The organism is Bacteroides mediterraneensis (genome assembly GCF_016900355.1).
Classification (GTDB): Bacteria; Bacteroidota; Bacteroidia; order Bacteroidales; family Bacteroidaceae; genus Phocaeicola.
In genome coordinates, this window is the sequence record NZ_JACJKA010000002.1 from 122410 (window position 1) to 147263 (window position 24854).

Consider the following 24854-nt stretch of genomic DNA (forward strand, 5'->3'; position numbering starts at 1 on the left):
GAAAAATAAATTAATATACAATCTTACGTATGAAAACTTATACCAATGTATTCGATTTGGGCGACTTGAAGACCGCCTTGGCTGAAGCGTTCGAGATAAAAAAGGACCGTTATAAATACGAAGCGTTGGGCAAGCATAAAACTTGTCTGCTGATATTCTTTAATAACAGTTTGCGTACGCGACTGAGCACGCAGAAGGCTGCCCGCAACTTGGGAATGGATGTCATCGTGCTGGATGTGAATCAGGGTGCCTGGAAGCTGGAAACCGAGCGTGGCGTGGTGATGGATGGCGATAAGAGCGAGCATCTGCTGGAGGCTATTCCGGTCATGGCTTCTTATTGTGACATTATCGGCGTACGTTCGTTTGCCCGTTTCGAAAGTCGGGAAGATGACTATACCGAAAAGATTCTGAATCAGTTTATCCAGTATTCCGGCAAGCCGGTATTTTCTATGGAAGCGGCTACGGGACATCCCTTGCAGGCTTTTGCCGATTTGATTACGATTGAAGAATACAAGCGGACCGAACGTCCGAAGGTGGTACTGACGTGGGCACCGCATCCGCGAGCACTTCCGCAGGCTGTACCGAATTCTTTTGCCGACTTTATGAACGAGGCCAATGTGGATTTCGTAATTACACATCCGCATGGGTATGAACTTGATCCGAAGTTTGTGCGCGGCGCGAAGGTGGAATACGACCAGAAGAAAGCGTTTGAGGGAGCCGAGTTCATTTATGCCAAGAACTGGGCTTGTCCGGGAGTAACTTGTCCGGAAGATTATGGAAAGATTCTGAGTAAGGATATGAGCTGGACGGTAGATACGGAACACATGTCGTGGACCAACAACGCGTTCTTTATGCATTGCCTTCCGGTACGCCGTAACATGATTGTGTCGGACGACGTGATTGAAGCTCCGACTTCACTGGTCATTCCGGAAGCAGCCAACCGGGAGATTTCGGCTACGGTCGTATTGAAGCGTATGCTTCAGAGTATGTAATAATCAGCACATCACATAAAATGCCGTGACGGTCAGAGGTGTTTCCTCTTGCGGGTCACGGCATTTTTTATAGGTGTGAGTTGTTTGAGCCTTATATTATTGTTCAATTTCTTTGCCCAGTTCTTTCCAGCCTTCGAAACCTTTGTCGAGATTGTACACCTTGAAACCTTTCTTGACCAATACTTTGGCGGCATTCCGGCTCCGGCGTCCACTCTTGCAGTATACGGCTACCGGCTGTGACGGGTTCAGCAGCTCATCGGCGTTGGCTGAGAATTTCTCATCCAGTACGTTGATATTGATACTGCCTGGGATGTGTCCCTCGCTGTATTCGGCCACGGTCCGTACGTCTACCAGCTGTACCTGGTCATCGTCGATAAGGCGTTCAAATTCGTCGGCCGACAGGTTCTTGAAATCGTCGCCTGATTTTCCTTTGCATGCTACCATGGCGATGGCGAACATGCATATAAAGAACATGAAATAAATTGTCTTGATCATAACTCGTTGTTTAATAAGTAAATTCGTAGTTGACAAACCCTTTCTCATATGTGTGGATACGGAGGATTATCCGGTCGCCCGATGTCAGTCGTCCTTCATAAGCCCATAAGGGAACAGAAAGATAGCTCTTGCGTGTAAATGCCTCATAGTCTCCGTTCTGGTCGTGATAAAGCGTCAGGTGAAGTGTCCGTTTTCCGTCCTCATCGTCAGTGATTCCTTCTTCCATGAAATGGAAGATATGGCTCTTGTCCTTTGCCATGGGTAGCAGAATCAGATTGATGTAGTCTCCCGATTGCCATACACTTTGTATGTTTAGCGGGTCAGTCTTGGCCGTTCCGTTCGGCAACTTGTCAACTGTCACCGGCTTCACGGAGATAATCAGTTGGCAGGAATACAGCAGGGCCGTCGCATTGCCTTGTGTGTCTATCTCCTTGGGTTCATAGATGGATACCGTCCGGTAGATCGAATCGGGTGTTAATCCATCCAGCCCTTCCTGGTTGAGAATCTGCAGTGTCTCCTTTTTGTCGGTAATCAGCTTCTCTACAGTGCCACTGCTGTCTGTACTCACATCGATGAACGTGCTTATCACATTGGGATATACATATTCTTCATCCTTCTTGCAAGATCCTAACAGTAGCAGGCAGGCGAATATACTTAAAAGGATACGGAGCTGTTTCATGCTTCGTGGGCTTTCAGATAGTTGATGGCCGGATTGGCATACATTTGCAGCATACACCGACGGAGGAAAGCTTCATCTTTGTTGGGCAGCTGAATCAGGTCCAGTTTCTTTTGCAGGTAGGCCTCGAAGCGTTGTTTCTCTTCCGGTGTATATTTTCCGGCAAAGGTATCGGTGCCGTTCAGTAAGTCACAGGCCACGTAGTTTCCCGGATACATCCGATAATTGCGATGGATGTGTCGGTCGATTAATGTGGCAAGTTGGTTGAATAGCTCTGTTTTAGGAAGTCCTCGCAGTGTTTTCAATTCCTCGTTGAGGCAAGGGGCTGTCTGGAAATGTACGTGTCCCTTGTAGCCGAAGATACCGGTCTGCATGTTGGTGAGATCGTCAGCCTGACTCTTCTTGAAGTTTTCCGAATCCCGTTTCTGCTGCATCTCCTTCGCTTTCAGAAAGTCACACGGGTCATATTCATACGATAAGGATACCGGTACAAGGTTCAGTTCCTTCAGCCGGTCTACGATATCGCCTTCTCCTCCCATGGCCAGCATTTTCAATACGCTTTCCTGAGTACGGTCGTTGGAGTCTTTGGCTCTTCCTTCACGCTGGGCAATCCACACGTTTTCCTTTTTCTGAGTCACGGCAAAATGAATGTAGCGTGACATGCGGGCCGACGATTCCAGCATCTGCCGCATGCTCAAAGCACGCTGCACGATGAAGGCTTTGTTTACTCGTACCAGCTTCTTGATCCAGGGATAAATCAGCAGATTGTCACCGATGGCGATTTCTACCGTATCGGGGAAACCGTTGTCCAGTAAGCCGACAGACAGAAAGCCCGGGTCAAGAACGATATCCCGATGATTGGAGATAAAGGTATAATTTTTGTCCTTGTCGGGAAGAGAAGAGGTATCCAGGTCAAATCCGTCGCTATGTTGCTGCATGATGTCGTGGAGCAGCTTGTGAAAGAACGTTTTCTGTACGTCCAGGCTGGTCTTGCAGCGACGCAGTTGTGCCGCGATTAGCTCCATAGGGATACCCGGCATGACGGACTGGATGACAGCCTGAAAGTCTTTGTCGTCCAGCAGTTCCTCACAGACTTGTGGAAGTTCTTCGGGGGTGTACGGACGAATATCGTCAAATTCAGCAGGTATGTTCATGATATTGAATGTCTTGTTCTCTCCAAAGATACAAAATTAATTGAAATGGTCCTCAATAATATCGGTCATTACGTCCTTTATATCCAGTCCGGCGGCACGTACCTGTTGCGGGATGAAGCTGGTAGCAGTCATGCCCGGAGTGGTATTGATTTCGAGCATGTTGATTTTGTCGCCTTCCGTGATGATGTAATCCACACGGACGATTCCCTTGCAGCCCAAAATATCATAGATGGCAGAAGTGAGTTGCCGTACGCGATTGGTCAGTTCCGGGCTGAGGCGTGCCGGGGTGATTTCTGTCACTTCTCCTTTGTATTTGGCGTTGTAGTCGAAGAATTCGTTCTTGCTGACCACTTCGGTAATCGGGAATACTACAGAGTTCTTTTTAGTCTTGTAGCATCCGTTGGCCAGTTCGATTCCGTCCATGAAGGCTTCAATCATCACGTCGTCCGATTCCTTGAAGGCTGCTTGCAGGGCCGGTTGAATCTGTTCTTTGGTCTTTACCTTGGTCACACCAAAGCTGGAACCGCTGGCATTCGGCTTGATGAAGCAGGGCAGACCGATTTTGCTGATGACATCCTCGTCGCTGATGCCGTGGCGTTTGTTTACCAACATGGATTCAGCCACCCGTACGCCGAAACCTTTCAGGTACTGATTCAGGGTGAACTTGCTGAAAGTCATGGCCGATACCAGCACGTCGCAAGTAGAGTAAGGGATACCGATCAGTTCGAAATATCCTTGCAGGATACCGTTTTCTCCCGGAGTTCCGTGGATGGTGATATAGGCAAAGTCGGGGATGATTTTCTTTCCGTGGTCAGTGAAACTGAAATCATTCTTATCCACCTTGGCGCGGCTTCCATCGGAAAGGATAGCTTCCCAGTGTGCTTTGGTCAGTTCCACAATATAAAGGGTATATTTTTCCTGGTCGATAAAAGAGTAGATACCCTCTGCACTTTTCATGGAGACTTCGTGTTCGGAAGAGTCTCCTCCTGCTACAATCGCAATTGTACGTTTCATAATTGTTCTCTGTTACTGATATACGTTCTCCATCGTTCCAGCAGACAGGTCATGTCTTCGGGCAGTTCGGAAGTGAAAAACATTTCCTCTCCCGTGCGGGGATGTACAAACCCTAAAGTCTTGGCATGTAATGCCTGACGGGGACAGATTTCGAAACAGTTGTTTACAAATTGTTTGTATTTGCTGAAATGAGTTCCTTTTAAGATTTCATGGCCACCGTAGCGTTCGTCATTGAATAAGGTGTGGCCGATGTATTTCATGTGTACGCGAATCTGGTGAGTACGTCCGGTCTCAAGCACGCATTTTACCAGCGTGACGTATCCCAGTCGTTCCAGTACCTGATAGTGCGTCACGGCATGTTTGCCTTGAGTCGGGTCGGCCATGACGGCCATCTGCATCCGGTCGCGCGGATTGCGTCCGATGTTGCCCACGATGGTGCCTTCATCTTGTTCCACGATGCCCCACACCAAGGCGTTGTATTCTCGCTTGGTGGTTTTGTGGTAGAATTGAAGTCCTAAGTTGGTCTTGGCATCCGGTGTCTTGGCTACGACGAGTAAGCCTGAAGTATCCTTGTCGATGCGGTGTACCAGTCCCACCTGCGGGTCGTTCGGATTATAGGTAGGCACATCGCACAGGTGCCAGGCGATGGCATTCACCAACGTACCATGGTAATTGCCGCAGCCTGGATGCACCACCAGTCCCGCCGGTTTGTTCACTACCATCAGGTCGTCGTCTTCATATACAATGTTCAGGGGAATGTCTTCCGGGATGATGTCGTTCTCGTAGCGTGGACGGTCCATCATCACGGTCAGCACGTCCAGCGGTTTCACCTTGTAGCTACTTTTTACCGGCTTCCCGTTGGCCATGACAAAGCCGTTGTCGGCCGCCATTTGGATACGGTTGCGCGATGCATTGACGATGCGTTCAAATAAATATTTGTCGATGCGGACCGGAGCCTGTCCCTTGTCTACCACCGTACGGAAATGTTCGTACAGTTCCGGTTCTCCCCCTATCGGTTCAATGTCGTCTGGAGTTTCGTTATCCAGTTCGTAATCAATCAAATCTTCTGCCATTTTTTCGATCTGTGGAGATTAGAACCAAGAGTCATCCACTTCAGCTTCGCTGCTGGAAGATGCCCCTTCACTTATCATTACTTGTGTAGAATCCATGGCCAGTGAATCACGGATGGCCGTATTGCCCACGCACAAGGTCAGCATGGCCTCGTGGGGTACCTTGTCTCCGCTCATCAGGCTTCTGCCACGGTATTTGATACCGTAAATCCAGTCTTGTTCGCCCGAAACATATTCCGGTTCCGTCAAACGGAAGCCCATGGCTTTCAGTTTGGCTTCTGCCTGGCGCAAAGAACTGTTGTCAATCAAATCGGGCAGTTTTACCAGAGGTACCTTCGACGTGGTGATGGTCAGATAGATGGTACGTCCTTCTTTTACACGTGCGCCTCCCGCCGGATTCTGATCCAGAATTATTCCGTCGGGGAGTCCCTTCACATAGCTGGAGTCTACCACCAGTCCTTCCAACTTTTGGTTGTGAAGAGCCAGTTGCGCTTCTCCCAAAGTCTTGTTTTTTACGTTGGGCACCACATAGGCTTCTCCGTGGTGTGTATAGTGGTCGAGCCAGAGCAGCGTGCCCCAGCATGCACCGATAACTACGACAATCATGGCTATCAGGTTCAGCCAGAAAAAGCGGTTCTTCTTAAAGGAAAAGAATTCTTTCAGGGTTATCATGTTACGTCAAAGTCTATAATCGGGGCAAAGATATAACATTTTGTTGGAATACGGGGGAGTTAGGGGTGAAACCTATGTCTTTTTAACATGAAAACAAGCACTTGCAGCAGAAAGAGTGCAAGGAAAGGCGATGAAAGATACGGAAAGCAAGTGTGGAGAGAAGCAACCTTTTTCTTAATGCCTTTTAAAGCGTAGGGTAAACTTCTTAATCTATGTTATAAAACATGCGTAAACGCGCACAATACTTGCATAATTCCAGAAAGTCCGTACCTTTGCATCGTGTTTTTCATAGTATTAGATTTAAGGTTAACAAAGGTTGGAGTTCAGCGGAACTCCTTTTTTTATGCCTTTATCTGAACAAAAGGAAAAACGACAGCTTGTACAGACGCTTATAAGAACAGAAGAATGGCTGAACTTTCACCTGAAACGCTCCAGTTTATTCGTGCGCACCGTACAGAGGATGTGCGTACGTTGGCTTTGCAGGCCCGCAAATATCCGCAGGTGGATATGGCGGCGGCTGTGGTGCAGATTGCCGGCTGGCAGATTGCCGAGAAAAAAGTGCCCCTTTGGGCGCAGACCGAAGGCATCCGGTATCCAGCCCACCTGTCCATGGAACAGTGCTCCTCGGAAATCACGGCCCGCTACAAGGCTTCCTGGCTGAAGGGCGATACGATGGCCGATTTGACGGGCGGACTGGGGGTGGATTGCTCTTTCTTGGCTCGAAACTTCCGGAAAGTAGATTATGTGGAGCGGCAGGAAGTGCTCTGTGAATTGGCCCGCCACAATTTTCCGTTGCTCGGCTTGCCGCAGGTCACGGTACATGAGGCGGATGGCGTGGATTATCTGCAGCAGATGGAACCGGTGGACTGCCTGTTCCTGGACCCGGCCCGTCGTGACAGTCAGGGAGGAAAGACCGTGGCCATTGCCGACTGTGAACCGGATGTGCAGAAGCTGGAGCCGTTGTTGGTAGAGAAAGGACGTACGGTGGTGGTGAAACTTTCACCCATGCTCGATATCTTTTCTTCGCTGCGAGAGTTGAAATACATTCGTCAAATTCATGTAGTAGCTGTGAATAACGAGTGCAAAGAGTTGCTCGTAGTGCTCCAAAAATCGGAGAAATCGGCTTCAGGAGCCTCAGAAGAGGTGTGGATAAGTTGTGAACAGGCTGTTAATAACTTTTTGGCGGAACCGTTTGTTTTCACTTATGCACAGGAGAAGGAAGCCCAGTGTCCGCTGGCGGAAGAAGTAGGGAATTACCTTTATGAACCGGGGGCAGCCTTGCTGAAAGCAGGACCTTACCGCCTGTTGGGAGTGCGTTTCGGCCTCCAGAAACTGCATGTGAACAGTCATCTTTATACGTCGGAAGTGTTGGTCGACTTTCCGGGACGCCGTTTCCGGGTGCTGGAAGTGTCGGGTTTCGGGAAGAAGGAACTGAAACAGATGCTGCAAGGAGTGGACAAGGCCAACCTGACGGTACGTAATTTTCCGGCCTCGGTGGCGGAACTCCGGAAAAAATGGAAATTGAAGGAAGGTGGTGATGTGTATCTGTTTGCCACTACCTTGGAAGGCGACCGGCACGTGGTCATCAAATGCGTCAAGGCATAGGCCTCTACTCGAAGATTGTCAAAAAATCATACAGCGGGTGTCTAATTTTTAGACACCCGCTTTTTTTAGGTATTTCATTCTTTGTTGATAATCAGTTGTTTAAAAGATTGGCACGGACTTTGTATAGGATTTAGTGGAAAATAAAACTCCGAAATGAAAGTATGAATCCTATAAAACGATAAAATTATGATTAAGATTGAAAACCTGACAAAAACGTTCCGTACCACGGAAGTAGAGACACTGGCACTGAATAAAGTAAGTTTGGAGGTAAGAGACAAAGAGTTTGTAGCTATCATGGGACCTTCCGGATGCGGAAAGTCTACCTTATTAAATATTATGGGCCTGCTGGACAATCCGACTTCGGGTAGCTATTTCCTCGACGGAAAAGAAGTGGGCAGTCTGAAAGAAAAAGACCGTACCAACGTGCGCAAGGGAAACATCGGTTTTGTGTTCCAGAGCTTCAACCTGATTGACGAGTTGAACGTGTTTGAGAACATCGAACTTCCGCTGACGTACCTGAAGGTGCCTTCTGAAGAACGGAAACGCCGGGTGAATGAAATTATGCAGCGGATGAACATCAGCCACCGTGCAAAGCACTATCCGCAACAGCTGTCCGGTGGTCAGCAACAGCGTGTGGCCATTGCCCGTGCCGTGGTTTCCGAGCCGAAGATTATCCTGGCCGACGAGCCGACCGGTAACCTGGACTCCAAGAACGGACAGGAAGTGATGGAACTGCTGACCGAACTGAATAAGGAAGGAACCACCATTGTGATGGTGACACATAGCCAGCGTGACGCAGGTTTTGCCGGACGTGTCATCAACCTGTTCGATGGCCAGATTGTGGCTTCTATTGCGGAAATGTAAAAATAGTGCTTTATGAAACGTGCATTGAAAGGACTGTTTCGAAAAGGAGAGGCCAATGTGGTCAAGATTGTCTGCCTGAGCGTGGGACTGGCCATCGGCTTGGTCATGCTGGCGGAGGTCATTTTCGAACGGTCGTACGATAACTTCCTGCCGGGGTTGAAAGAAACCTACCGGGTGGAAGAACGCTACAAACAGAAAGGCACCGACTGGAGGGAATATACGCAGACTCCCGGTGCCATCGGACCGGGGTTGCAGCGCTATTGCCCGGCGGTGGAGGTGGCCACCCGTTTTACGGGGATTGGGTCGATGACGCTGACGACGGAAGACCATAAAGAACTGGATGGGCAGGCTTATTTCTGCGACAGTACCTTCTTCCGGGTCTTCCCGCGGAAACTGCTGATGGGCGAGGAGCCTTATACGGGGTTGGAAAAGGCCAACAATGCGTATATCTCTTCCAAACTGCTGGAGGTGGCAGGCGAACAGATTATCGGGAAAACCTTGTCGTGGAAACAATACCCTGAGTTCCATGTGACCGTGGTCGGGGTGTTTGAGGCTTTTCCCGAGAATACCCATCTGCCACAGATGGATGTGCTCATTGCCCTGCCGACCATCGGGCAGGTGTCTTACGATGGAACGAACAACTGGTTGGGAAATGACCGTTACAAGACCTATGTCCGCTTGCGGAAAGGGAGCACTCCGGATGACTTGAAGGAAGGCATGGACCGCATGCTGGAAGCGAATCATGTGACGGAGGCAATGGAGCGTGCGGGAAATGAGTATGATCTTACTCTCCGCCCCGTAGCCGAAATATTCACTTCGTCCGATTACAACCGCATCATGAACATCGTGTTTCTGAGTTTTGCGATTATCATGTTGCTGGTGGCTGTACTGAACTATATCCTGCTGGTGGTTTCGTCCATGGTGAGCCGTGCCAAGGCCATTGCCACTTACCGTTGCTACGGGGCCGGGAGCGGCGACATTTACCGGATGATTCTTTCCGAGTCGTTGCTGCACGGACTGATCAGTCTGGCTCTGGCCGTATTGATTATTTTCGGCTTGCAGGATTTCCTGCAAGAACAGGTCGGACACAGTCTGGAGTCACTTTTCCCCTTGTCTACCGTATGGGTCTGTCTGGCAGTGACGGCCGGAGTGATTCTGCTTTGCGGAGTGATGCCGGGGTATCTTTATACCCGTATACCGGTGACCTACGCTTATCGCCGCTACACGGAAAACAAGCGGAGGTGGAAACTGGGACTGCTGTGCTTGCAGTTCGCGTTGACCACATTCTTTGTCTGCCTGCTGACGGTCATCGGCCTGGAGTATAACACCTTGATGAATTTCAACCCCGGATTTGAATACCGGAACACCTTGTATGCCGACCTGTCGGGCAGCAAGATGGTGGAACGGGAACGCTGTGTGCAGGAACTGAAAAAACTGCCGGAGGTAAAGGCCGTTACCTGGGGCTATCAGCTCCTGTCGGAGCGTTGCAGTGGAAACAATGTGTACAATCCGGAAACAGGAGAAGAATACATGAACATTGCCGACATGTATTCTGTAGGTCCCGATTATCACAAGGCTTTTCAAATTCCGGTCATCGAAGGAAATGTGTTTACCCCTACGCTGACAGATTCCTTGTCGCAGCAGGTGATGGTGAGCCGTCAGTTTGTGGAACGCATGAAAACACTGGCCGGATGGACAGGCTCTCCCATTGGAAAGTCGGTATATATTACCGAACATGGAACGGTGGCCACTATCTGCGGGGTGTACGAAGAAATCCATTTGGGCTCTCAGGTTCTGGAAGAGCATGACGAGCGTCCTACGGTGATGTTCTATCGAAATAGACCTTCGGGTTATTTATATGTAGCGTTGAACCGGATGTCGCCCGAGGGCATGAAGCAAGTGCAGCAGGTGGTCGACCGAACGGTTGCTTCCCAGCAGTTGAAGGTGTACAGCCTGTCGCTGGAGATGGGCAACTTGTACAATGGAGTGTTGCACGTGCGCAACAGTGTACTTTTTGCAGGCTTGTGTATCCTGATCATCGCTTTGACAGGACTGGTGGCCTATGTGCGCGACGAAGTGTCACGCCGTCGGGCGGAAATCGCCATCCGCATCATCCACGGGGCTTCGATGGCCGACGTGCAGAAAATCTTCCTGCTCGATTTGCTGAAGATTGCCCTTCCGGCTGTAGTAATTGGGGCCTTGTGTGCCTGGAAAGTTGGCGAACAGCTTTTGCAACTGTTTGCGGTGAAAATCGACCTCACCTGGTACCTGTTTGCCGGATGTATGCTGATTGTTTGCGTAATTGTTTGGCTGGTGGCCTTCGGACTGGTATGGAAAGCTGCCCGTGCCAATCCCATGGAGAATTTAAGAACAGAATAAAATAAGATGAAGTAAAAAATAATTGGAGGTAAAGACTTATGAAAATTGGAATGAATATACTCACATTGGCATGTGCCATGGCATGTTTCAGCTGTATGGGAACTGCCCATACCGTTCAACCGAGTCAGAACTATCAGACGGAACGTCGTACCATCGGGAATATACAGGAAGTGTCTACGCTCTCTTCCATCGATGTGGTGTATCACCAGACTTCCGGACAGCCGTATGCGGAAATCTATGCATCCGACAATGTGATGCCCTACGTGGTGCTGAAAGAGTCGAAAGGTGCGCTGAGAGTGTATTATCAGGAGGATACCCGCATTCAGGGAGAGAACCGTTGCCGGGTAGATGTATATGCGCCGTCTGTCAGTCGCTTTACGACGATGGCTTCCGGCGACATCGCTATTCCCAAAGGACTGCGTACGGAAGGAGGTATCCGTTTCCAGACGAATGCCAGTGGTGACATTGAATGTCCCACGGTGCAGTGTGGCAGTTTCGAGGCAGAAACCAATGCCAGTGGCGATGTGGAGGTACAGGAAGTCAACTGCCGGAAGTTGCAGACTCGCATCAATGCCAGTGGCGATATGAAAATCAAGAAAGCTGTGTGCCGCGATGCCGCCTTGGCGGTCAATGCGTCCGGTGATTTGATTTTCTCCAGCTTGCAGTGCCAGGAAACCTTGGAAGGTACGGTCAACGGTAGTGGAGACATGTTGGTATCGGGCCATTGCCTGAAGGCCGTGCTTCGGGACAATGCTTCCGGTGATTTGGATGCCGGCAGCCTGAAAGCCGAGGAAGTGGATGCAGCCGTTCATGGTTCCGGCGATTTGTCTTGCCGGGTTTCCAAAAAGCTTACAGCAAAATCCTACGGCAGCGGTAATCTGGTGTATGCCGGTAACCCTTCGCAGGTGACAAAAGAAGGAAAACACATTTATAGCAAATAAACATAGAAAATCTCTTTTAAAGTTAAGTAGGGTGAAAGGTCCGTGAGGTTCTTTCACCTTTTTTTGTGTCCTGACGGTACGCGGATGTGTCGCAAGAAATGGAAGGTCTTTCAGAAAACAAACTGTTTGAATGGGGAAACGCAAGGGAAAAGAGTGGAAAAACTCCTGCTATGTTGTAGGTTTTCTGAGGTGGAAACGTATGTTTCCCATTCGCGAAACGTACGTCTCTCCGTGCGGAAACGTACGTTTTCCACAAGGGAAACGTAAAAAAGACCAAGGTGTATGTGGCATTTTGCGCGTTCGTTTGGTGATTGAAGTGGAATTTGCCTCTTATTTTCTATTTTTTGGTAGAATCGTTTTATCTGAGTGAATAGTTATGTTTTATTTTTGTACATCTTAAAAATAATATCGATGAAAAATGTATGGTTATTGCTCGCCTTTTGGGGAGCTTTTGCAGTGCAACTGCATGCGCAATGGAAAATGGTGGATGGGAAAATCCGTACACAATGGGCAGAACAGGTGACACCCGAAAATGTGTTGCCGGAATATCCGCGTCCGATTATGGAACGGAAAGATTGGAAAAACTTGAATGGATTGTGGGATTACGCCATTGTAGAGAGAGGCAAGCACATGCCTGATGCGTTCGACGGACAAATTTTGGTACCATTTGCCGCAGAGTCTGCTTTGTCGGGAGTTGGCAAGACGGTCGGTGCAGAAAAGGAATTGGTTTACCGTCGTTCGTTCGACATTCCTTCTTCGTGGAAGGGGAAAAAGGTACTTCTGCATTTTGGGGCAGTAGATTGGAAAACGGATGTGTGGGTGAACGGAGTCAAAGTGGGGAGTCACACCGGAGGTTTTACTCCTTTTTCTTTCGACATTACGGAAGCCTTGCAAGGCAGGGAAAACACGCTGATGGTGAAAGTCTGGGATCCGACCGACCAAGGCTATCAGCCACGAGGAAAGCAGGTGTCCCGTCCTGAAGGTATTTGGTATACTCCTGTCACTGGAATCTGGCAGACAGTCTGGTTGGAACCGGTCAGTGAATCTTATATTCAAGACCTGCGAATCACACCGGATATCGACCATTCATTACTCTCCGTACAGGCGGTGGTGAATGAGGCTACGTCAAAAGATTTGGTCGAAGTGAAAGTCTTTGATGGACGGAAACTGGTGGCACAAGGGAAGAGTATCAACGGAGGGTGTGTACAGATTGAAATGCCGGAAGATGTCAAATTATGGTCACCGGACAGTCCTTTCCTTTATACGTTGAAGGTTGCCCTGAAACAAGGTGGAAAAGTGAAAGATGAAGTAGACAGCTATGCCGCTATGCGGAAATATTCTACCCGTCGCGATGCGAACGGAATTGTACGCCTGGAATTGAACAATCAACCGTTGTTCCAGTTTGGTCCGTTGGACCAAGGTTGGTGGCCGGACGGATTGTATACGGCTCCTACCGATGAGGCTTTACGGTACGATATTCAGAAGACAAAGGATTTCGGTTTCAATATGATACGCAAACACATCAAGGTAGAACCTGCCCGCTGGTACACGTATTGCGACCAGATGGGAATTATCGTATGGCAGGACATGCCGAGCGGTGACCGTAACCCTGAATGGCAGAACCGGAAATATTTTGAAGGCACGGAAATGAAGCGGAGTGCTGAGTCGGAAGCTTGCTATCGGAAAGAGTGGAAAGAAATCATGGATGCCTTGTATTCTTATCCGTGTATCGCGACTTGGATTCCTTTCAATGAGGCATGGGGACAGTTCAAGACTCCTGAGATTGTGGAATGGACCAAACAATACGATCCGACCCGTCTGGTTGATCCGGCCAGCGGAGGAAATCACTACACCTGCGGTGATATGCTGGACTTGCACAATTATCCGGCTCCTGAGCTGTACTTGTATGATGCACAGCGGGCTACGGTACTGGGAGAATATGGAGGTATTGGTTGGGTGGTACAGGAACATATCTGGGAACCCGACCGTAACTGGGGATATATCCAGTTTAACTCTTCCAAGGAAGTGACCGATGAATATGTGAAATACGCGGAACAGTTGTACAACCTGATTCCGAGAGGCTTTTCAGCTGCCGTATACACACAGACCACGGATGTGGAAGTGGAGGTGAATGGTCTGATGACCTACGACCGCAAAGTCATCAAGGTCGATGAAAAGCGGATTAAAGCCATCAACCGTAAGTTGTGCGAGTCATTGAGTAAGAAATAAGTGAGGTAAAAAAATATGTGTACCTTTGTACCATGAGGAAGAAGCAATCTGTTTTATATGGCATAATGGTAGTCTTGTGGCTCTTCTGCTTTGCAGGCGGAGAGCTACAGGCTGCCTCTTCCTATTATTTCCGGACATTGGGAATCAATGAAGGTCTTTCGCAGAGTACGGTAAATACCATTCTGCAGGACCAGGAAGGATTTATGTGGCTGGGTACAAAGGATGGGTTGAATTTGTAAGACGGACAAGAGTTCCGGGTTTTTCGGAAAGAGAACTCTTCGTTGGGTAACAATATCATAACGGCCTTGTGCGAGGACCGCGAGGGATATATATGGGTCGGTACCGATGCGGGAGTCTATATTTACCAGCCGGTTCGGGAGAAGTTCTTGCGCTTGGACGAGTTGGCTGAGTCGTTGGATGAAAATATTACGCGTTCGGTGACGTGGATTACGGCCGATTCGCGCGGAAATATCTGGATTTCGGCCGATAATCAGGGATTGTTCTGCTATGAGAGGCAGAAAAGACACCTGAAACGATACATCTCCTGTGGCGAGCCGGGAACTTCGAACGTGACGAGTTTCTGGTTTGATGCCGGGAAATTATGGGTGGGCCGTTACGAGGATAACTTGTATTATTCGGAAGATGGCACTTCTTTTCAAGTCTTTCGGGACGCCGATGGAAAAGAAGCATTCAAGGGGTTGGTCATCAACTTCTGTACGAAGGGATTGCATAATAACCTGTATGTGGGTTCTTCAAAAGGATTGATGGAGATAAACCTGACCACCCGTAAGGTCCGGAAGCTGTTGGATGAATATGTACGCAGCATTTGTTTCTATTCGGATACTGACTTGTGGGTGGGTACCGAACAGGGACTGTATATTTACAATATCGGGACCGGGCAATTTGTGCATCTGACCGTGCCGGAGACAGATGAACGCTATGCGCTTTCCGACAACGCGATTTACAGTGTGTACAAAGACCGTGAAGGAGGAATGTGGGTCGGTTCTTATTTTGGTGGAGTAAATTATTATCCGTATCCGTACACGTATTTTGAAAAATATTATCCGCGGGAAAACCTGCGTTACATGGGGCGGCGCGTCCGTGAATTTTGCGAAGGGAATGATGGCACCCTGTGGATTGGTACAGAAGACAAGGGCTTGTTTCATTTCAATCCGGCCAATGGGGAGATTGTACCTTTTCTTCATGCGGAATTAGGACATAATATACACGGCTTGTGTCTGGACGGGAACAGCTTGTGGGTAGGCACTTTTGCCAACGGGTTAAGCCATATTGATTTGCGCACAAAGGCTTTGACACATTACAGTAAAGGGGAGTCCTCCAATACGCTGAACTCCGATAATGTGTTTTCTATTTGCAAGACAAGTACAGGCGATATCTGGATTGGAACCACTTCGGGCTTGTTGCGTTATAACCGTTCAACAGATGATTTCCAGCGGATGGAAGAACTGGATAACGTGTTTGTGTACGACATCCTGGAAGACAGCCAGGGCAAATTATGGATGGCTACCTACTCTGACGGAGTCTTTTGTTATGATTTGCCCCGCAATCATTGGAAGCAGTACAAGTGGGTGCCGGGCGACCGCACTTCTTTGCCTTACAATAAAGTAATCAGCATTTTTGAGGACAGCCATAAGCAGTTATGGTTCATGACACAGGGAGCCGGTTTTTGCCGTTTCTGCCCGGAGTCGGATAACTTTGTCTGCTATGACATGTCACAAGGTTTCCCCAGCAACATCGTCTATCGGATGGTGGAAGACAAGGACGGAAAACTGTGGCTGACCACGAACAAGGGGTTGGTTTCTTTTCAACCGACTACCGGGGAGAAGCATGTGTATACCACGGCAAACGGATTGCTCAGCAACCAGTTTAATTATCAGTCCGGATTAAGAGCTCAGGATGGGGCTATCTATATGGGAAGTGTAGATGGATTTATCGTTTTCCATCCGTCTGCGTTCGTCGAGAATAAGCAGGTGTCTCCGGTGGTGCTGACCGACTTTTTCTTGTGGAACAAGCGGGCGTTGGTGGGGGAGAAGTCGTCTCCTCTTTCCCAAAGTATCACCTATTCGGACCGAATTGACCTGAATGCCGGACAGAATTCATTTTCCCTGAGGGCATCGGTCTTGAGCTATCAGGCTCCCTCGTCGAATGTGGTGATGTATAAATTGGAAGGTTTTGACAAGGAATGGTACACCTTGGAAGAGGGAAACTCAAAAATAAGTTACTCGAACTTGCCTTATGGCACCTATACCTTGCGGGTGAAAGGTGCCAACAGCGACGGTGTGTGGAATTCGCAAGAACGTATGCTGAAGATACAGGTACATCCTCCTTTTTATTTATCCTGGATGGCTTATGCAGTTTATGGCATATTGTTTGTGGGATTTGTGTTGTGTGGAGTCTATTATATCTACAAACGGAACCATCGCAAGCATTTGCGGGCAATGGAAATCTTGAAGTACGAGAAGGAACGTGAACTGTATGCGGCCAAGATTGACTTTTTTACCAATGTGGCTCATGAGATACGTACTCCGCTTACCTTGATTAAGAGTCCATTGGAGAATGTGTTGTCCTCTTCGCACCTGGATGAAAGTGTGAAAGATGACCTTGAGATTATGGACCTGAATACCAACCGGTTGTTGGATTTGGTCAATCAGTTGCTGGATTTCCGGAAGACAGAGACAAAAGAAGTCAAACTGAATTTCATGGAGTATGATTTGTCGGGCTTGTTGCAGAAAATATATAAACGCTTTACTCCACTGGCGCGCGAAAAGAACTTGAAGTTTACGCTTGATATGCCGGAGGGGCTGCATGCTTCTGTTGATAAGGAAGGATTCACGAAAATTGTCAGCAACTTGTTTACCAATGCCCTCAAATACGGTGCTACTTATATTTTGGTGAAAGTGCAGGTGGAGAAGGAAGAAGGTCTGTGGCAGTTGTCAGTGGAAAATGACGGACCGGTGGTTCCCTTGAATGAACGGGAAGAAATCTTCAAACCGTTTAAACAATATCGCGAAGGTAACGCACAGGTGCAGGGTACGGGAATCGGGCTGGCATTGGCACGTTCTCTGGCCGAACTGCATGGAGGTAAATTGTGGATGGACAAGGATTTGCACTGCAACCGTTTTCTTCTTGAGCTTCCCTTGTGTCATGAGCAGACCTTGACTTTACCTTATACGGAGGAAGAAGAAAAGGTGGCTGTGCCCGTATCGGGAGAGGAAAAGCCGGTTTCACAGCCCGACACTTTCCATTATACCCTGCTGGTGGTGGAAGACCATGCGGAGATGCGCCGGTTCTTGCAGAAGCAGCTTTCGGACACGTATAAAGTGCTGACGGCTGCCAATGGAGTGGAAGCGTTGAAGGTGCTGAAGGAATCTATTGTCAATCTGGTTCTTTCGGATGTGATGATGCCGGAGATGGATGGAATGGAGTTGTGCAACGTCATCAAGTCGGATTTGGACTACAGCCATATCCCGGTGGTGCTGTTGACAGCCAAGACCACTTTGCAATCCAAGATTGAAGGTATGCAGATGGGTGCGGATGCTTACGTGGACAAACCTTTTTCGATGGAATTCCTTCGGGCGTGTATTCTGAACTTGCTGAAGAATCGTGAACAACTGCAGGCTGCTTTCATGCATGCGCCTTTTGTACAGACGAACAGCATGGCCATCACCAAGGCCGACGAGGAGTTTCTGAAAAAAATGAATGAGGTGGTACAAGCCAATATCCAGAACCCTGACTTTAATCTGCTGGACATGGCCGAACAACTGTGTATGAGCCGTTCGAGCCTGAACCGTAAGATAAAGGGAATCTTGAATATTACTCCCAATGATTATATCCGCATTGAACGTTTGAAGAAAGCAGCCCAGCTTTTGAAGGAAGGTGATTGCAAGATTAATGAGGTGTGTTACCGGGTCGGTTTCAATACGCCTTCTTATTTTACCAAATGTTTTCAAAAGCAGTTTGGTATGCTGCCGAAAGAGTTTTTGAATGAAAAATAAGGCCATAGGGGAAGAAATTGGGCATTTTGATTGCATTGTGCTATAATCTGACTGTATTGTTGGGCTTATCTTGAAAGAAGAGGATTACCTTTGTGTGGAATGAAAGAGTACACGTATATACTTTAAATTAAAAATACAAATGAAAATCAAGTGTTTGTTCTGGGGGCTTGTGCTGTCATCCGGTCTGTATGCGGCTGATAAGTACTCCAATCCGGTGATCGACTATAGTTTACCTGATCCTTCGATTATAAAGGGGGATGACGGTTATTTTTATCTGTATGCCACGGAAGATATCCGTAATCTTCCGATTCACCGTTCCAAAGATTTGGTGAACTGGGAGTTTGTAGGGACTGCTTTTACAGATGCTACCCGTCCGAATTTTGAACCGGAAGGAGGAATATGGGCACCCGACATCAATAAGATAGGCAATCAATACGTATTGTATTACTCGATGTCCGTATGGGGAGGAGAGTGGACTTGCGGCATAGGATGTGCGGTGGCCGACCGTCCGGAAGGACCGTTCAAGGACTGCGGCATGATGTTTCGCAGCAAGGGTATCAAGGTACAGAACTGCATCGATCCGTTTTACATAGAAGAAAACGGACAGAAATATTTGTTCTTTGGAAGTTTCAGTGGTATTTATGCGGTAGAACTGCGTGAAGACGGATTGAAGGTAAAGGAAGAGGCAGCTCCGGTGCAGGTGGCAGGGACGGCTTACGAAGGAACTTATATTCACAAACGTGATGGGTATTATTATCTGTTTGCTTCGATTGGAAGTTGCTGTGAAGGCTTGAAGAGTACTTACACTACGGTGGTAGGTCGTTCAAAGCACTTGCTGGGCCCTTATTTGAATAAAAAGGGAGAGCGCATGCTGGATAATCACCATGAAGTGCTTATACATAAGAATAGACATTTTGTGGGAACGGGACACAATTCAGAGATTGTGACCGATGAGGCCGGAAACGACTGGATTTTGTATCATGCGGTCAGTGTGAAGCATCCTGACGGACGTGTCTTGATGCTCGATAAAGTTTCCTGGAAACGCGAATGGCCTGTGGTGGCCAGAAAACGTCCTTCTATTTCTGCTAAGAAACCATTTTTTAAGACTAAAAAATAATGCTATGAATCTAAGACGATTATTATCTGTAGTGGCGTTGGGGATGGGCATACTGAGCGTACAGGCCTTGGAGTATGGCCCCTCGAATGTTTCGGCCTCTATTGCGTTAAAGGTACCGGGTAACATGGCGGTACATTATCCGTTGACATTGAATAAATTATCAGAAAGTAACTTTGACTATCAGTTGGTCAGCAATACCAAACTGCCGTTGCTGATGTATCAGAAGGTGACGGGAGAGGGAGAGACGAAGCAGGTGCAGGTATGGATTGTGGCCTTGGAGGACGTCTATTTTAATTTTGGCGAACAGCTCAAGTCGGATGCACGTCATGACGACTGTCTGTTCTACATGCCGGGTTTCTGGTACCGGCGGAACTTGCGCTCGCCCAAGGAAGCCCCTTCTTTTCATACGTCAGACAGCTGGGTGGTGCGGGAAGACCGTTTGAGTACCCCGATGACGACTATTTTTGATGAGAAAAACAAGAAGTCGATTTCGGTAACCCGCGTGTCCACATTTGGGGAGGAGGCCTTGACGACTCACAAGGAGGGAGAGGTGATTCTTTCAGGTAAAACGTCTCTCGGTTATACGGGATTTGAGAATGTGAATGGTACGGCTACACTCTCGTTTGGTTATCCTTATAAGGAGGCTCCCCAAACTTATATCCGTAAATTGACATTGGCCCCTTCGGTAGAAGCCTATCAGTTTCTCAAGAAAGGAGAGACTTTGACGCTAACTTGGGAACTTCATGAAACAGCCGCTGAAGATTTTTCTGATTGCGTGAAACAGGCTTGGGAATATAGCTATGATTTGTATAAGCCGGCTCCAGTGGAAACGCCTTATGCTGCCGATTTTGTGAAAGAGGTGTTGAGTAATTTCTTTGTGGAAAGTTATGTGGACGATGCGCCCACGAAATATTATTCCGGGGTGGAATTACGGACGGCCACCTGTGATAAACTGGATGTAGCCGAAGTCGGTTTTGTAGGACGTACCTTATTGAATGCATTTAATGCGCTGGAATACGGGGAAGAAAAGCAACGCAAGGATTTGGTGGAGCATGCCAATCAGATTTTTGATTCTTACCTGCAGCATGGCTTTTCAGCAGCCGGCTTTTTCAATGAGGTGGTGCATTTCAAACGTAATTTTGTAGAAAACATTCATAGTATCCGTCGTCAGTCGGAGGGGGTATATGCGGTGTTGTATTACTTGGATTACGAAAAGCGGCAAGGACGGAAACATCCGGAGTGGGAAGGACGTTTGAAAACGATGCTCGATGCCTTCCTGCGTTTGCAGAATGAAGATGGCAGTTTCCCGCGTAAGTTCAAGGATGATTTCTCTCTTGTAGACAAATCGGGAGGAAGTACGCCGTCGGCTACTCTTCCGTTGGTGATGGGATACAAGTATTTTAAAGACAAACGTTATCTGGAAGCCGCAAAGCGTTCGGTCGGTTACTTGGAAAAGGAACTGATTTCAAAGGCAGATTATTTCTCTTCCACGCTGGATGCGAATTGTGAAGATAAAGAGGCATCTTTGTATGCTTCTACGGCCGCTTATTACCTGGCTTTGGTGACCAAAGGAAAGGAACAGGCGCATTATGCAGAATTATCCCGCAAGGCAGCTTATTTCGCTTTGTCGTGGTATTATACGTGGGATGTGCCGTTTGCCCAAGGACAGATGTTGGGCGATTTGGGCTTGAAAACCCGTGGCTGGGGAAACGTGTCAGTGGAAAACAATCACATTGACGTATTCGTTTTCGATTTCGCCGATGTGTTGCATTGGTTGGCGAAGGAATTCAATGAACCTCGTTTCACCGCCTTCTCGAATGTCATCAGTACTTCCATGCGTCAGTTGTTGCCGTACGAAGGACATTTGTGTGGAATCGCCAAGAAGGGATTCTATCCAGAAGTGGTGCAGCATACCAATTGGGACTATGGAAAGAACGGCAAAGGGTATTACAATGATATCTTTGCACCGGGATGGGTAGTGGCTTCTTTGTGGGAGTTGTTGTCTCCGGGGCGTGCAGAACGTTTCTTGGAATAAAAAACGAGAAATCCAGCATATTCGGATTGTAGATTAATGGAACAGGATGGCTTATCTAAGGATTATTTCCTTATAGAGTTAAGCCATCCTGTTCATTTATTTTCCTACACTGAGTATTTCTACCACTTCCATCACGCCGTCGTATTCGGCGGCGAAGCCTTCAGTGGCCGGGCCTTTCAGTCGCACTTTCAACTGGGCCGGTACAGCGGTATAGGGCGAAGCCTCCGGAGAAAGGGCTGCTTTGTACTGTGTTTCCAATTGTCCCGAAGGGTCGGTAATCCAGTAGGCCGTGCTGTCTCCGTCGGCGGTAAAGCTCTGGGTTTCGTGTCCCATGATGAGTTGTCCGTGGAGTATCTGGATGGAGTCGGTTGACACGGTCTGTGTCCCGGAACTGTCGGCAGGCTGTTGTTTGCCTGAGTGGCAGGCGCTCAGCAGGCTGAGGCCGGCAAAGAGAAAAATGATTTTTTTCATGTGTGAAATAGGTTTTTAAGGGTTATTGTTGTGAAATCAGAAATGCGGTGTAAGCTACATAGCATACCACCAACAAGGCTCCTTCTATACGGGTGATGGTCCGTTTCTTGAAGAACCAGCCCACCAGCCAGAACAGGATGGAAGAGCCCACCAGTACGGCCATGTCGATGTTGTTGATGTTGCCCATGGGGAGTGGGGAGAGAGTGGCGCTGCATCCCAGTACGAAGAACACATTGAACAGGTTGCTGCCGATGACATTTCCGATGGCGATGCCCGGGTTCTTTTTCAGGGCTGCTGTAATGGAAGTCGCCAGTTCCGGCAGGGAAGTACCTCCGGCAACCAAGGTCAGGCCGATGATGGAATCGCTGACGCCCAGGGCACGGGCAATGCCGCTGGCACCGTCGACAAACAGCTGGCCCCCGAAAATCAATCCGGCCAGTCCCCCTATAATGTATAAAGTAGATTTCCAGGCGGGCAGTTCCTTGACCTTCTGTTCCTCACTGCCGTCTTCATTTCCGTTGTGGGCAATGGCAAAGGTATAACGCATGAAAATCAGGAAGAATCCCAACAGTACCAGTCCGTCTATCCGGCTGATGATGTTCTGGCTTTCTCCATCCAGCAGGCAGTCGTTGGCAAAGCAAGTCAGTACCAGGGCCGAAAGGATGACCAACGGGATTTCCTTGCTCATGGTGCCTTTCCCTACTTGGATGGGCAGTACCAGTGCCGTACAGCCGATAATCATCAGTACGTTGAAGATATTGCTTCCCACGACGTTTCCGATAGACATTTCTGCACTGCCTTGCAAGGCCGAAAGTACACTGATGACCAGTTCAGGGGCAGAAGTACCGAAGGCTACGATGGTCAATCCGATGACCAGGTCGGAAATATGGAAGCGTTTGGCTACGGAAGCCGCTCCGTCTGTCAGTCCGTTGGCCCCTACCAGAATCAGAGCCAGTCCGACAATCAATAAAAGTAAGTTCATCCACATACTATGTTTCGTTTTTTGTTTTCGTTTGTTGGTTGCAAATATAAACAAGAATGCAGAAACACAGAAATTTGTCGTTTCAATTATAAATTTATGGATTGAGGACAGAAATGCACGATTCTCCTCCTTTTTTGCATGATTAATAGTTGTATGTGATACACTAATTCTCTATCTTTGTGGCAAACGTTAACACATATAAAGTATATGAGAAACAGAATCCTGTCTTTATTATTCTTGCTTCCGTTTATTTCGGAGTCATTGTCTGCCGCATTGGTGGATGAAAAAGATTATGTAGCTTATTTGTTCACTTATTTTACGGGGAACAATATCAGTGAAGAAGCCGTGTGCTATGGAGTAAGTATGGATGGATATACTTACTATGCACTGAATAACAATAAACCGGTGATCGACTCAAAAGTAATCAGTTCTACCGGAGGTGTACGTGACCCTCATATTCTGAGAGGAGAAGACGGTCAGACCTTTTATATGGTGGTTACCGACATGGTTTCCGACAATGGATGGGATTCCAACCGGGCTATGGTGCTGTTGAAATCAACAGATTTGATCAATTGGTCTCATTCGGTAGTGAACATTCAGAAACGTTATCCGGGACAGGAAAAGCTGAAACGGGTATGGGCTCCGCAGACCATTTTTGACAAAGAAGCAGGAAAATACATGATTTATTTCTCCATGCAGTATGCCGGAGGTCCGGATGTGATTTATTATGCATATGCCAACGAAGACTTTACCGACTTGGAGGGAGAACCGAAACCACTTTTCATTCCGAACAACAAGACTTCTTGTATCGATGGAGACATTGTGTATAAAGACGGAGTATATCATCTTTTCTATAAGACTGAAGGAAACGGAAACGGTATCAAGGTCGCTACGACCCGTGCGCTGACTTCCGGAAAGTGGGAAGAACAGCCGGATTACAAGCAACAGACCAAGGAAGCCGTGGAAGGCGCCGGTACGTTCAAGTTGATTGGACAGGACAAATATATTCTGATGTATGATGTATATATGAAAGGTGCCTACCAGTTTACGGAAACAACCGACTTGAAACACTTCAAGGCGATAGACCATGCGGTAAAGATGAATTTCCATCCACGTCACGGTACCATCATCCCGATTACCCGTGCCGAATTGAAACGTATTACGGACCAATGGGGTAAGCCGGCCGAATTGGGCGAACTGCTGGTCAATCCGGTATTGACGGGATTCCATGCAGATCCGGAAGTGCTGTATTCGCATCAGACACAGCGTTATTACATCTATTCTACGACCGACGGACAGCCCGGATGGGGAGGATGGTATTTCACCGTATTCTCTTCTGCCGACCTGAAGGAGTGGAAGTATGAAGGTGTCATGTTGGACTTGCGTTCTCCGCAGGTGCCTTGGGCCAATGGCAATGCGTGGGCGCCGGCCATTGAAGAAAAACTGATTGACGGAAAATATAAATACTTCTTCTATTATAGTGGTAACCCGAACGATGACTCCGGTAAGAAAATCGGAGTGGCCGTAGCCGATTCTCCGGTAGGTCCTTTCAAGGATATGGGTAAACCTATCGTGACAGACTCTCCGGTAGGTTACGGACAGCAGATTGATGTAGATGTATTCACCGATCCGGTGTCTGGCAAGTCTTATCTGTACTGGGGTAACGGCTATATGGCTGGTGCGGAACTGAACGACGACATGGTATCCATCAAGAAAGAAACCTTGAAGGTGATGACCCCGAAGGGCGGCAGCTTGAAAGACTATGCTTACCGTGAAGCGCCTTATGTATTCTATCGTCAGGGTACTTACTACTTCATGTGGTCGGTCGACGATACGGGTTCAGCCAACTATCATGTGGCTTATGGTACGTCGGATTCTCCGCTGGGACCGATTAAGGTGGCGAAAGATCCGGTGGTGCTGATACAGGATCCTTCACAGGAAATTTACGGTACAGCTCATAACTCTGTTGTTCGGAAACCGGGTACAGACGAATGGTATATTGTATACCATCGCATCAATAAAAACTACTTGAACTCGGACAAAGGACCGGGCGTACACCGTGAGGTATGTATCGACCGGATGGAATTCAATGCGGATGGAACCATCCAACGTGTGAAAGTATCCAAATAATCATTTTATTAA

At 48.1% G+C, this 24854-nt stretch carries 17 protein-coding genes and 1 pseudogene; 10 read left to right on the forward strand and 8 right to left on the reverse strand.

Features of this window, described 5'->3' with window-relative positions; genetic code table 11:
* The first annotated feature begins 29 nt into the window (after nucleotides 1-29).
* Nucleotides 30-992 (forward strand): acetylornithine carbamoyltransferase, encoded by a 963-nt coding sequence (locus tag H6A28_RS02390; protein WP_204474413.1) that lies wholly within the window; start codon nucleotides 30-32, stop codon nucleotides 990-992.
* Between the two features lie 96 nt (nucleotides 993-1088).
* Here H6A28_RS02390 and H6A28_RS02395 read toward each other — a convergent pair whose 3' ends face one another.
* Genes H6A28_RS02395 through H6A28_RS02420 form a run of 6 tightly spaced genes read right to left on the reverse strand, consistent with a single transcriptional unit; the run spans nucleotide 1089 to nucleotide 6073 of the window.
* Nucleotides 1089-1487: a rhodanese-like domain-containing protein gene (locus tag H6A28_RS02395; RefSeq protein WP_204474412.1), complete on the reverse strand. Its 399-nt coding sequence runs from the start codon at nucleotides 1485-1487 to the stop codon at nucleotides 1089-1091.
* A 10-nt stretch (nucleotides 1488-1497) separates the two neighbouring features.
* Nucleotides 1498-2166 carry a NigD-like protein gene (locus tag H6A28_RS02400; protein WP_204474411.1) on the reverse strand — a complete coding sequence of 223 codons (669 nt, stop codon included), beginning with the start codon at nucleotides 2164-2166 and terminating at the stop codon, nucleotides 1498-1500.
* Complete coding sequence (locus H6A28_RS02405; protein WP_204478702.1) at nucleotides 2163-3317, reverse strand: 1-acyl-sn-glycerol-3-phosphate acyltransferase; 1155 nt, start codon at nucleotides 3315-3317, stop codon at nucleotides 2163-2165. Before H6A28_RS02405 ends, H6A28_RS02400 begins: the two co-directional genes overlap by 4 nt.
* 36 nt (nucleotides 3318-3353) lie before the next feature.
* Nucleotides 3354-4331 (reverse strand): D-alanine--D-alanine ligase, encoded by a 978-nt coding sequence (locus tag H6A28_RS02410; protein ID WP_204478703.1) that lies wholly within the window; start codon nucleotides 4329-4331, stop codon nucleotides 3354-3356.
* A complete protein-coding gene (locus H6A28_RS02415; RefSeq protein ID WP_204478704.1) occupies nucleotides 4328-5404 on the reverse strand; it encodes an RluA family pseudouridine synthase in 1077 nt (358 codons plus the stop codon). The genes H6A28_RS02410 and H6A28_RS02415 overlap by 4 nt, the downstream gene beginning before the upstream one ends.
* A gap of 18 nt (nucleotides 5405-5422) precedes the next feature.
* Nucleotides 5423-6073 (reverse strand): PASTA domain-containing protein, encoded by a 651-nt coding sequence (locus tag H6A28_RS02420; protein ID WP_204478705.1) that lies wholly within the window; start codon nucleotides 6071-6073, stop codon nucleotides 5423-5425.
* 405 nt (nucleotides 6074-6478) lie between these two features.
* On the opposite strand from H6A28_RS02420, the gene H6A28_RS02425 reads away from it, so the two are divergent.
* From H6A28_RS02425 to H6A28_RS02460, 8 genes and pseudogenes are all read left to right on the forward strand, one after another.
* The gene (locus tag H6A28_RS02425) at nucleotides 6479-7678 is read left to right on the forward strand and encodes a THUMP-like domain-containing protein (RefSeq protein ID WP_204478706.1); all 1200 of its coding nucleotides are present in this window, start codon (nucleotides 6479-6481) and stop codon (nucleotides 7676-7678) included.
* 186 nt (nucleotides 7679-7864) lie between these two features.
* Nucleotides 7865-8542 carry an ABC transporter ATP-binding protein gene (locus H6A28_RS02430; protein ID WP_204478707.1) on the forward strand — a complete coding sequence of 226 codons (678 nt, stop codon included), beginning with the start codon at nucleotides 7865-7867 and terminating at the stop codon, nucleotides 8540-8542.
* 12 nt (nucleotides 8543-8554) lie between these two features.
* A complete protein-coding gene (locus H6A28_RS02435) occupies nucleotides 8555-10921 on the forward strand; it encodes an ABC transporter permease (protein ID WP_204478708.1) in 2367 nt (788 codons plus the stop codon).
* 50 nt (nucleotides 10922-10971) lie between these two features.
* A complete protein-coding gene (locus H6A28_RS02440) occupies nucleotides 10972-11862 on the forward strand; it encodes a GIN domain-containing protein (RefSeq protein WP_204478709.1) in 891 nt (296 codons plus the stop codon).
* Between the two features lie 411 nt (nucleotides 11863-12273).
* On the forward strand, nucleotides 12274-14091 hold the full coding sequence (locus H6A28_RS02445; RefSeq protein WP_204478710.1) for a glycoside hydrolase family 2 protein: 1818 nt from the start codon (nucleotides 12274-12276) through the stop codon (nucleotides 14089-14091).
* A 65-nt stretch (nucleotides 14092-14156) separates the two neighbouring features.
* Nucleotides 14157-18107 (forward strand): annotated as a pseudogene (locus H6A28_RS02450) (two-component regulator propeller domain-containing protein).
* Nucleotides 18108-18246: 139 nt separating this feature from the next.
* Nucleotides 18247-19224: a family 43 glycosylhydrolase gene (locus H6A28_RS02455; RefSeq protein ID WP_204474384.1), complete on the forward strand. Its 978-nt coding sequence runs from the start codon at nucleotides 18247-18249 to the stop codon at nucleotides 19222-19224.
* Nucleotides 19225-19228: 4 nt separating this feature from the next.
* Nucleotides 19229-21259: a hypothetical protein gene (locus H6A28_RS02460; protein ID WP_204474383.1), complete on the forward strand. Its 2031-nt coding sequence runs from the start codon at nucleotides 19229-19231 to the stop codon at nucleotides 21257-21259.
* Between the two features lie 96 nt (nucleotides 21260-21355).
* On the opposite strand, the gene H6A28_RS02465 is transcribed toward H6A28_RS02460, so the two are convergent.
* Together H6A28_RS02465 and H6A28_RS02470 are read right to left on the reverse strand one after the other, a co-directional pair.
* Nucleotides 21356-21730, reverse strand: coding sequence for a hypothetical protein (locus tag H6A28_RS02465; protein WP_204474382.1), 375 nt, complete (start codon nucleotides 21728-21730; stop codon nucleotides 21356-21358).
* A gap of 22 nt (nucleotides 21731-21752) precedes the next feature.
* Nucleotides 21753-22712 (reverse strand): calcium/sodium antiporter, encoded by a 960-nt coding sequence (locus tag H6A28_RS02470; RefSeq protein ID WP_204478751.1) that lies wholly within the window; start codon nucleotides 22710-22712, stop codon nucleotides 21753-21755.
* Nucleotides 22713-22919: 207 nt separating this feature from the next.
* On the opposite strand from H6A28_RS02470, the gene H6A28_RS02475 reads away from it, so the two are divergent.
* Entirely contained in the window at nucleotides 22920-24842 is a 1923-nt protein-coding gene (locus H6A28_RS02475; RefSeq protein WP_204478711.1) for a family 43 glycosylhydrolase, read from the forward strand.
* Nucleotides 24843-24854 lie beyond the last annotated feature (12 nt).

Coding starts and splice junctions, on each gene's coding strand:
- H6A28_RS02395 (WP_204474412.1), bottom strand. CDS start 1,487: ATGATCAAGACAATTTATTTCATGTTCTTTATATGCATGTTCGCCATC.
- H6A28_RS02425 (WP_204478706.1), top strand. CDS start 6,479: ATGGCTGAACTTTCACCTGAAACGCTCCAGTTTATTCGTGCGCACCGT.
- H6A28_RS02435 (WP_204478708.1), top strand. CDS start 8,555: ATGAAACGTGCATTGAAAGGACTGTTTCGAAAAGGAGAGGCCAATGTG.
- H6A28_RS02465 (WP_204474382.1), bottom strand. CDS start 21,730: ATGAAAAAAATCATTTTTCTCTTTGCCGGCCTCAGCCTGCTGAGCGCC.
- H6A28_RS02470 (WP_204478751.1), bottom strand. CDS start 22,712: ATGAACTTACTTTTATTGATTGTCGGACTGGCTCTGATTCTGGTAGGG.
- H6A28_RS02430 (WP_204478707.1), top strand. CDS start 7,865: ATGATTAAGATTGAAAACCTGACAAAAACGTTCCGTACCACGGAAGTA.
- H6A28_RS02460 (WP_204474383.1), top strand. CDS start 19,229: ATGAATCTAAGACGATTATTATCTGTAGTGGCGTTGGGGATGGGCATA.
- H6A28_RS02420 (WP_204478705.1), bottom strand. CDS start 6,073: ATGATAACCCTGAAAGAATTCTTTTCCTTTAAGAAGAACCGCTTTTTC.
- H6A28_RS02415 (WP_204478704.1), bottom strand. CDS start 5,404: ATGGCAGAAGATTTGATTGATTACGAACTGGATAACGAAACTCCAGAC.
- H6A28_RS02405 (WP_204478702.1), bottom strand. CDS start 3,317: ATGAACATACCTGCTGAATTTGACGATATTCGTCCGTACACCCCCGAA.
- H6A28_RS02445 (WP_204478710.1), top strand. CDS start 12,274: ATGAAAAATGTATGGTTATTGCTCGCCTTTTGGGGAGCTTTTGCAGTG.
- H6A28_RS02455 (WP_204474384.1), top strand. CDS start 18,247: ATGAAAATCAAGTGTTTGTTCTGGGGGCTTGTGCTGTCATCCGGTCTG.
- H6A28_RS02410 (WP_204478703.1), bottom strand. CDS start 4,331: ATGAAACGTACAATTGCGATTGTAGCAGGAGGAGACTCTTCCGAACAC.
- H6A28_RS02440 (WP_204478709.1), top strand. CDS start 10,972: ATGAATATACTCACATTGGCATGTGCCATGGCATGTTTCAGCTGTATG.
- H6A28_RS02475 (WP_204478711.1), top strand. CDS start 22,920: ATGAGAAACAGAATCCTGTCTTTATTATTCTTGCTTCCGTTTATTTCG.
- H6A28_RS02400 (WP_204474411.1), bottom strand. CDS start 2,166: ATGAAACAGCTCCGTATCCTTTTAAGTATATTCGCCTGCCTGCTACTG.
- H6A28_RS02390 (WP_204474413.1), top strand. CDS start 30: ATGAAAACTTATACCAATGTATTCGATTTGGGCGACTTGAAGACCGCC.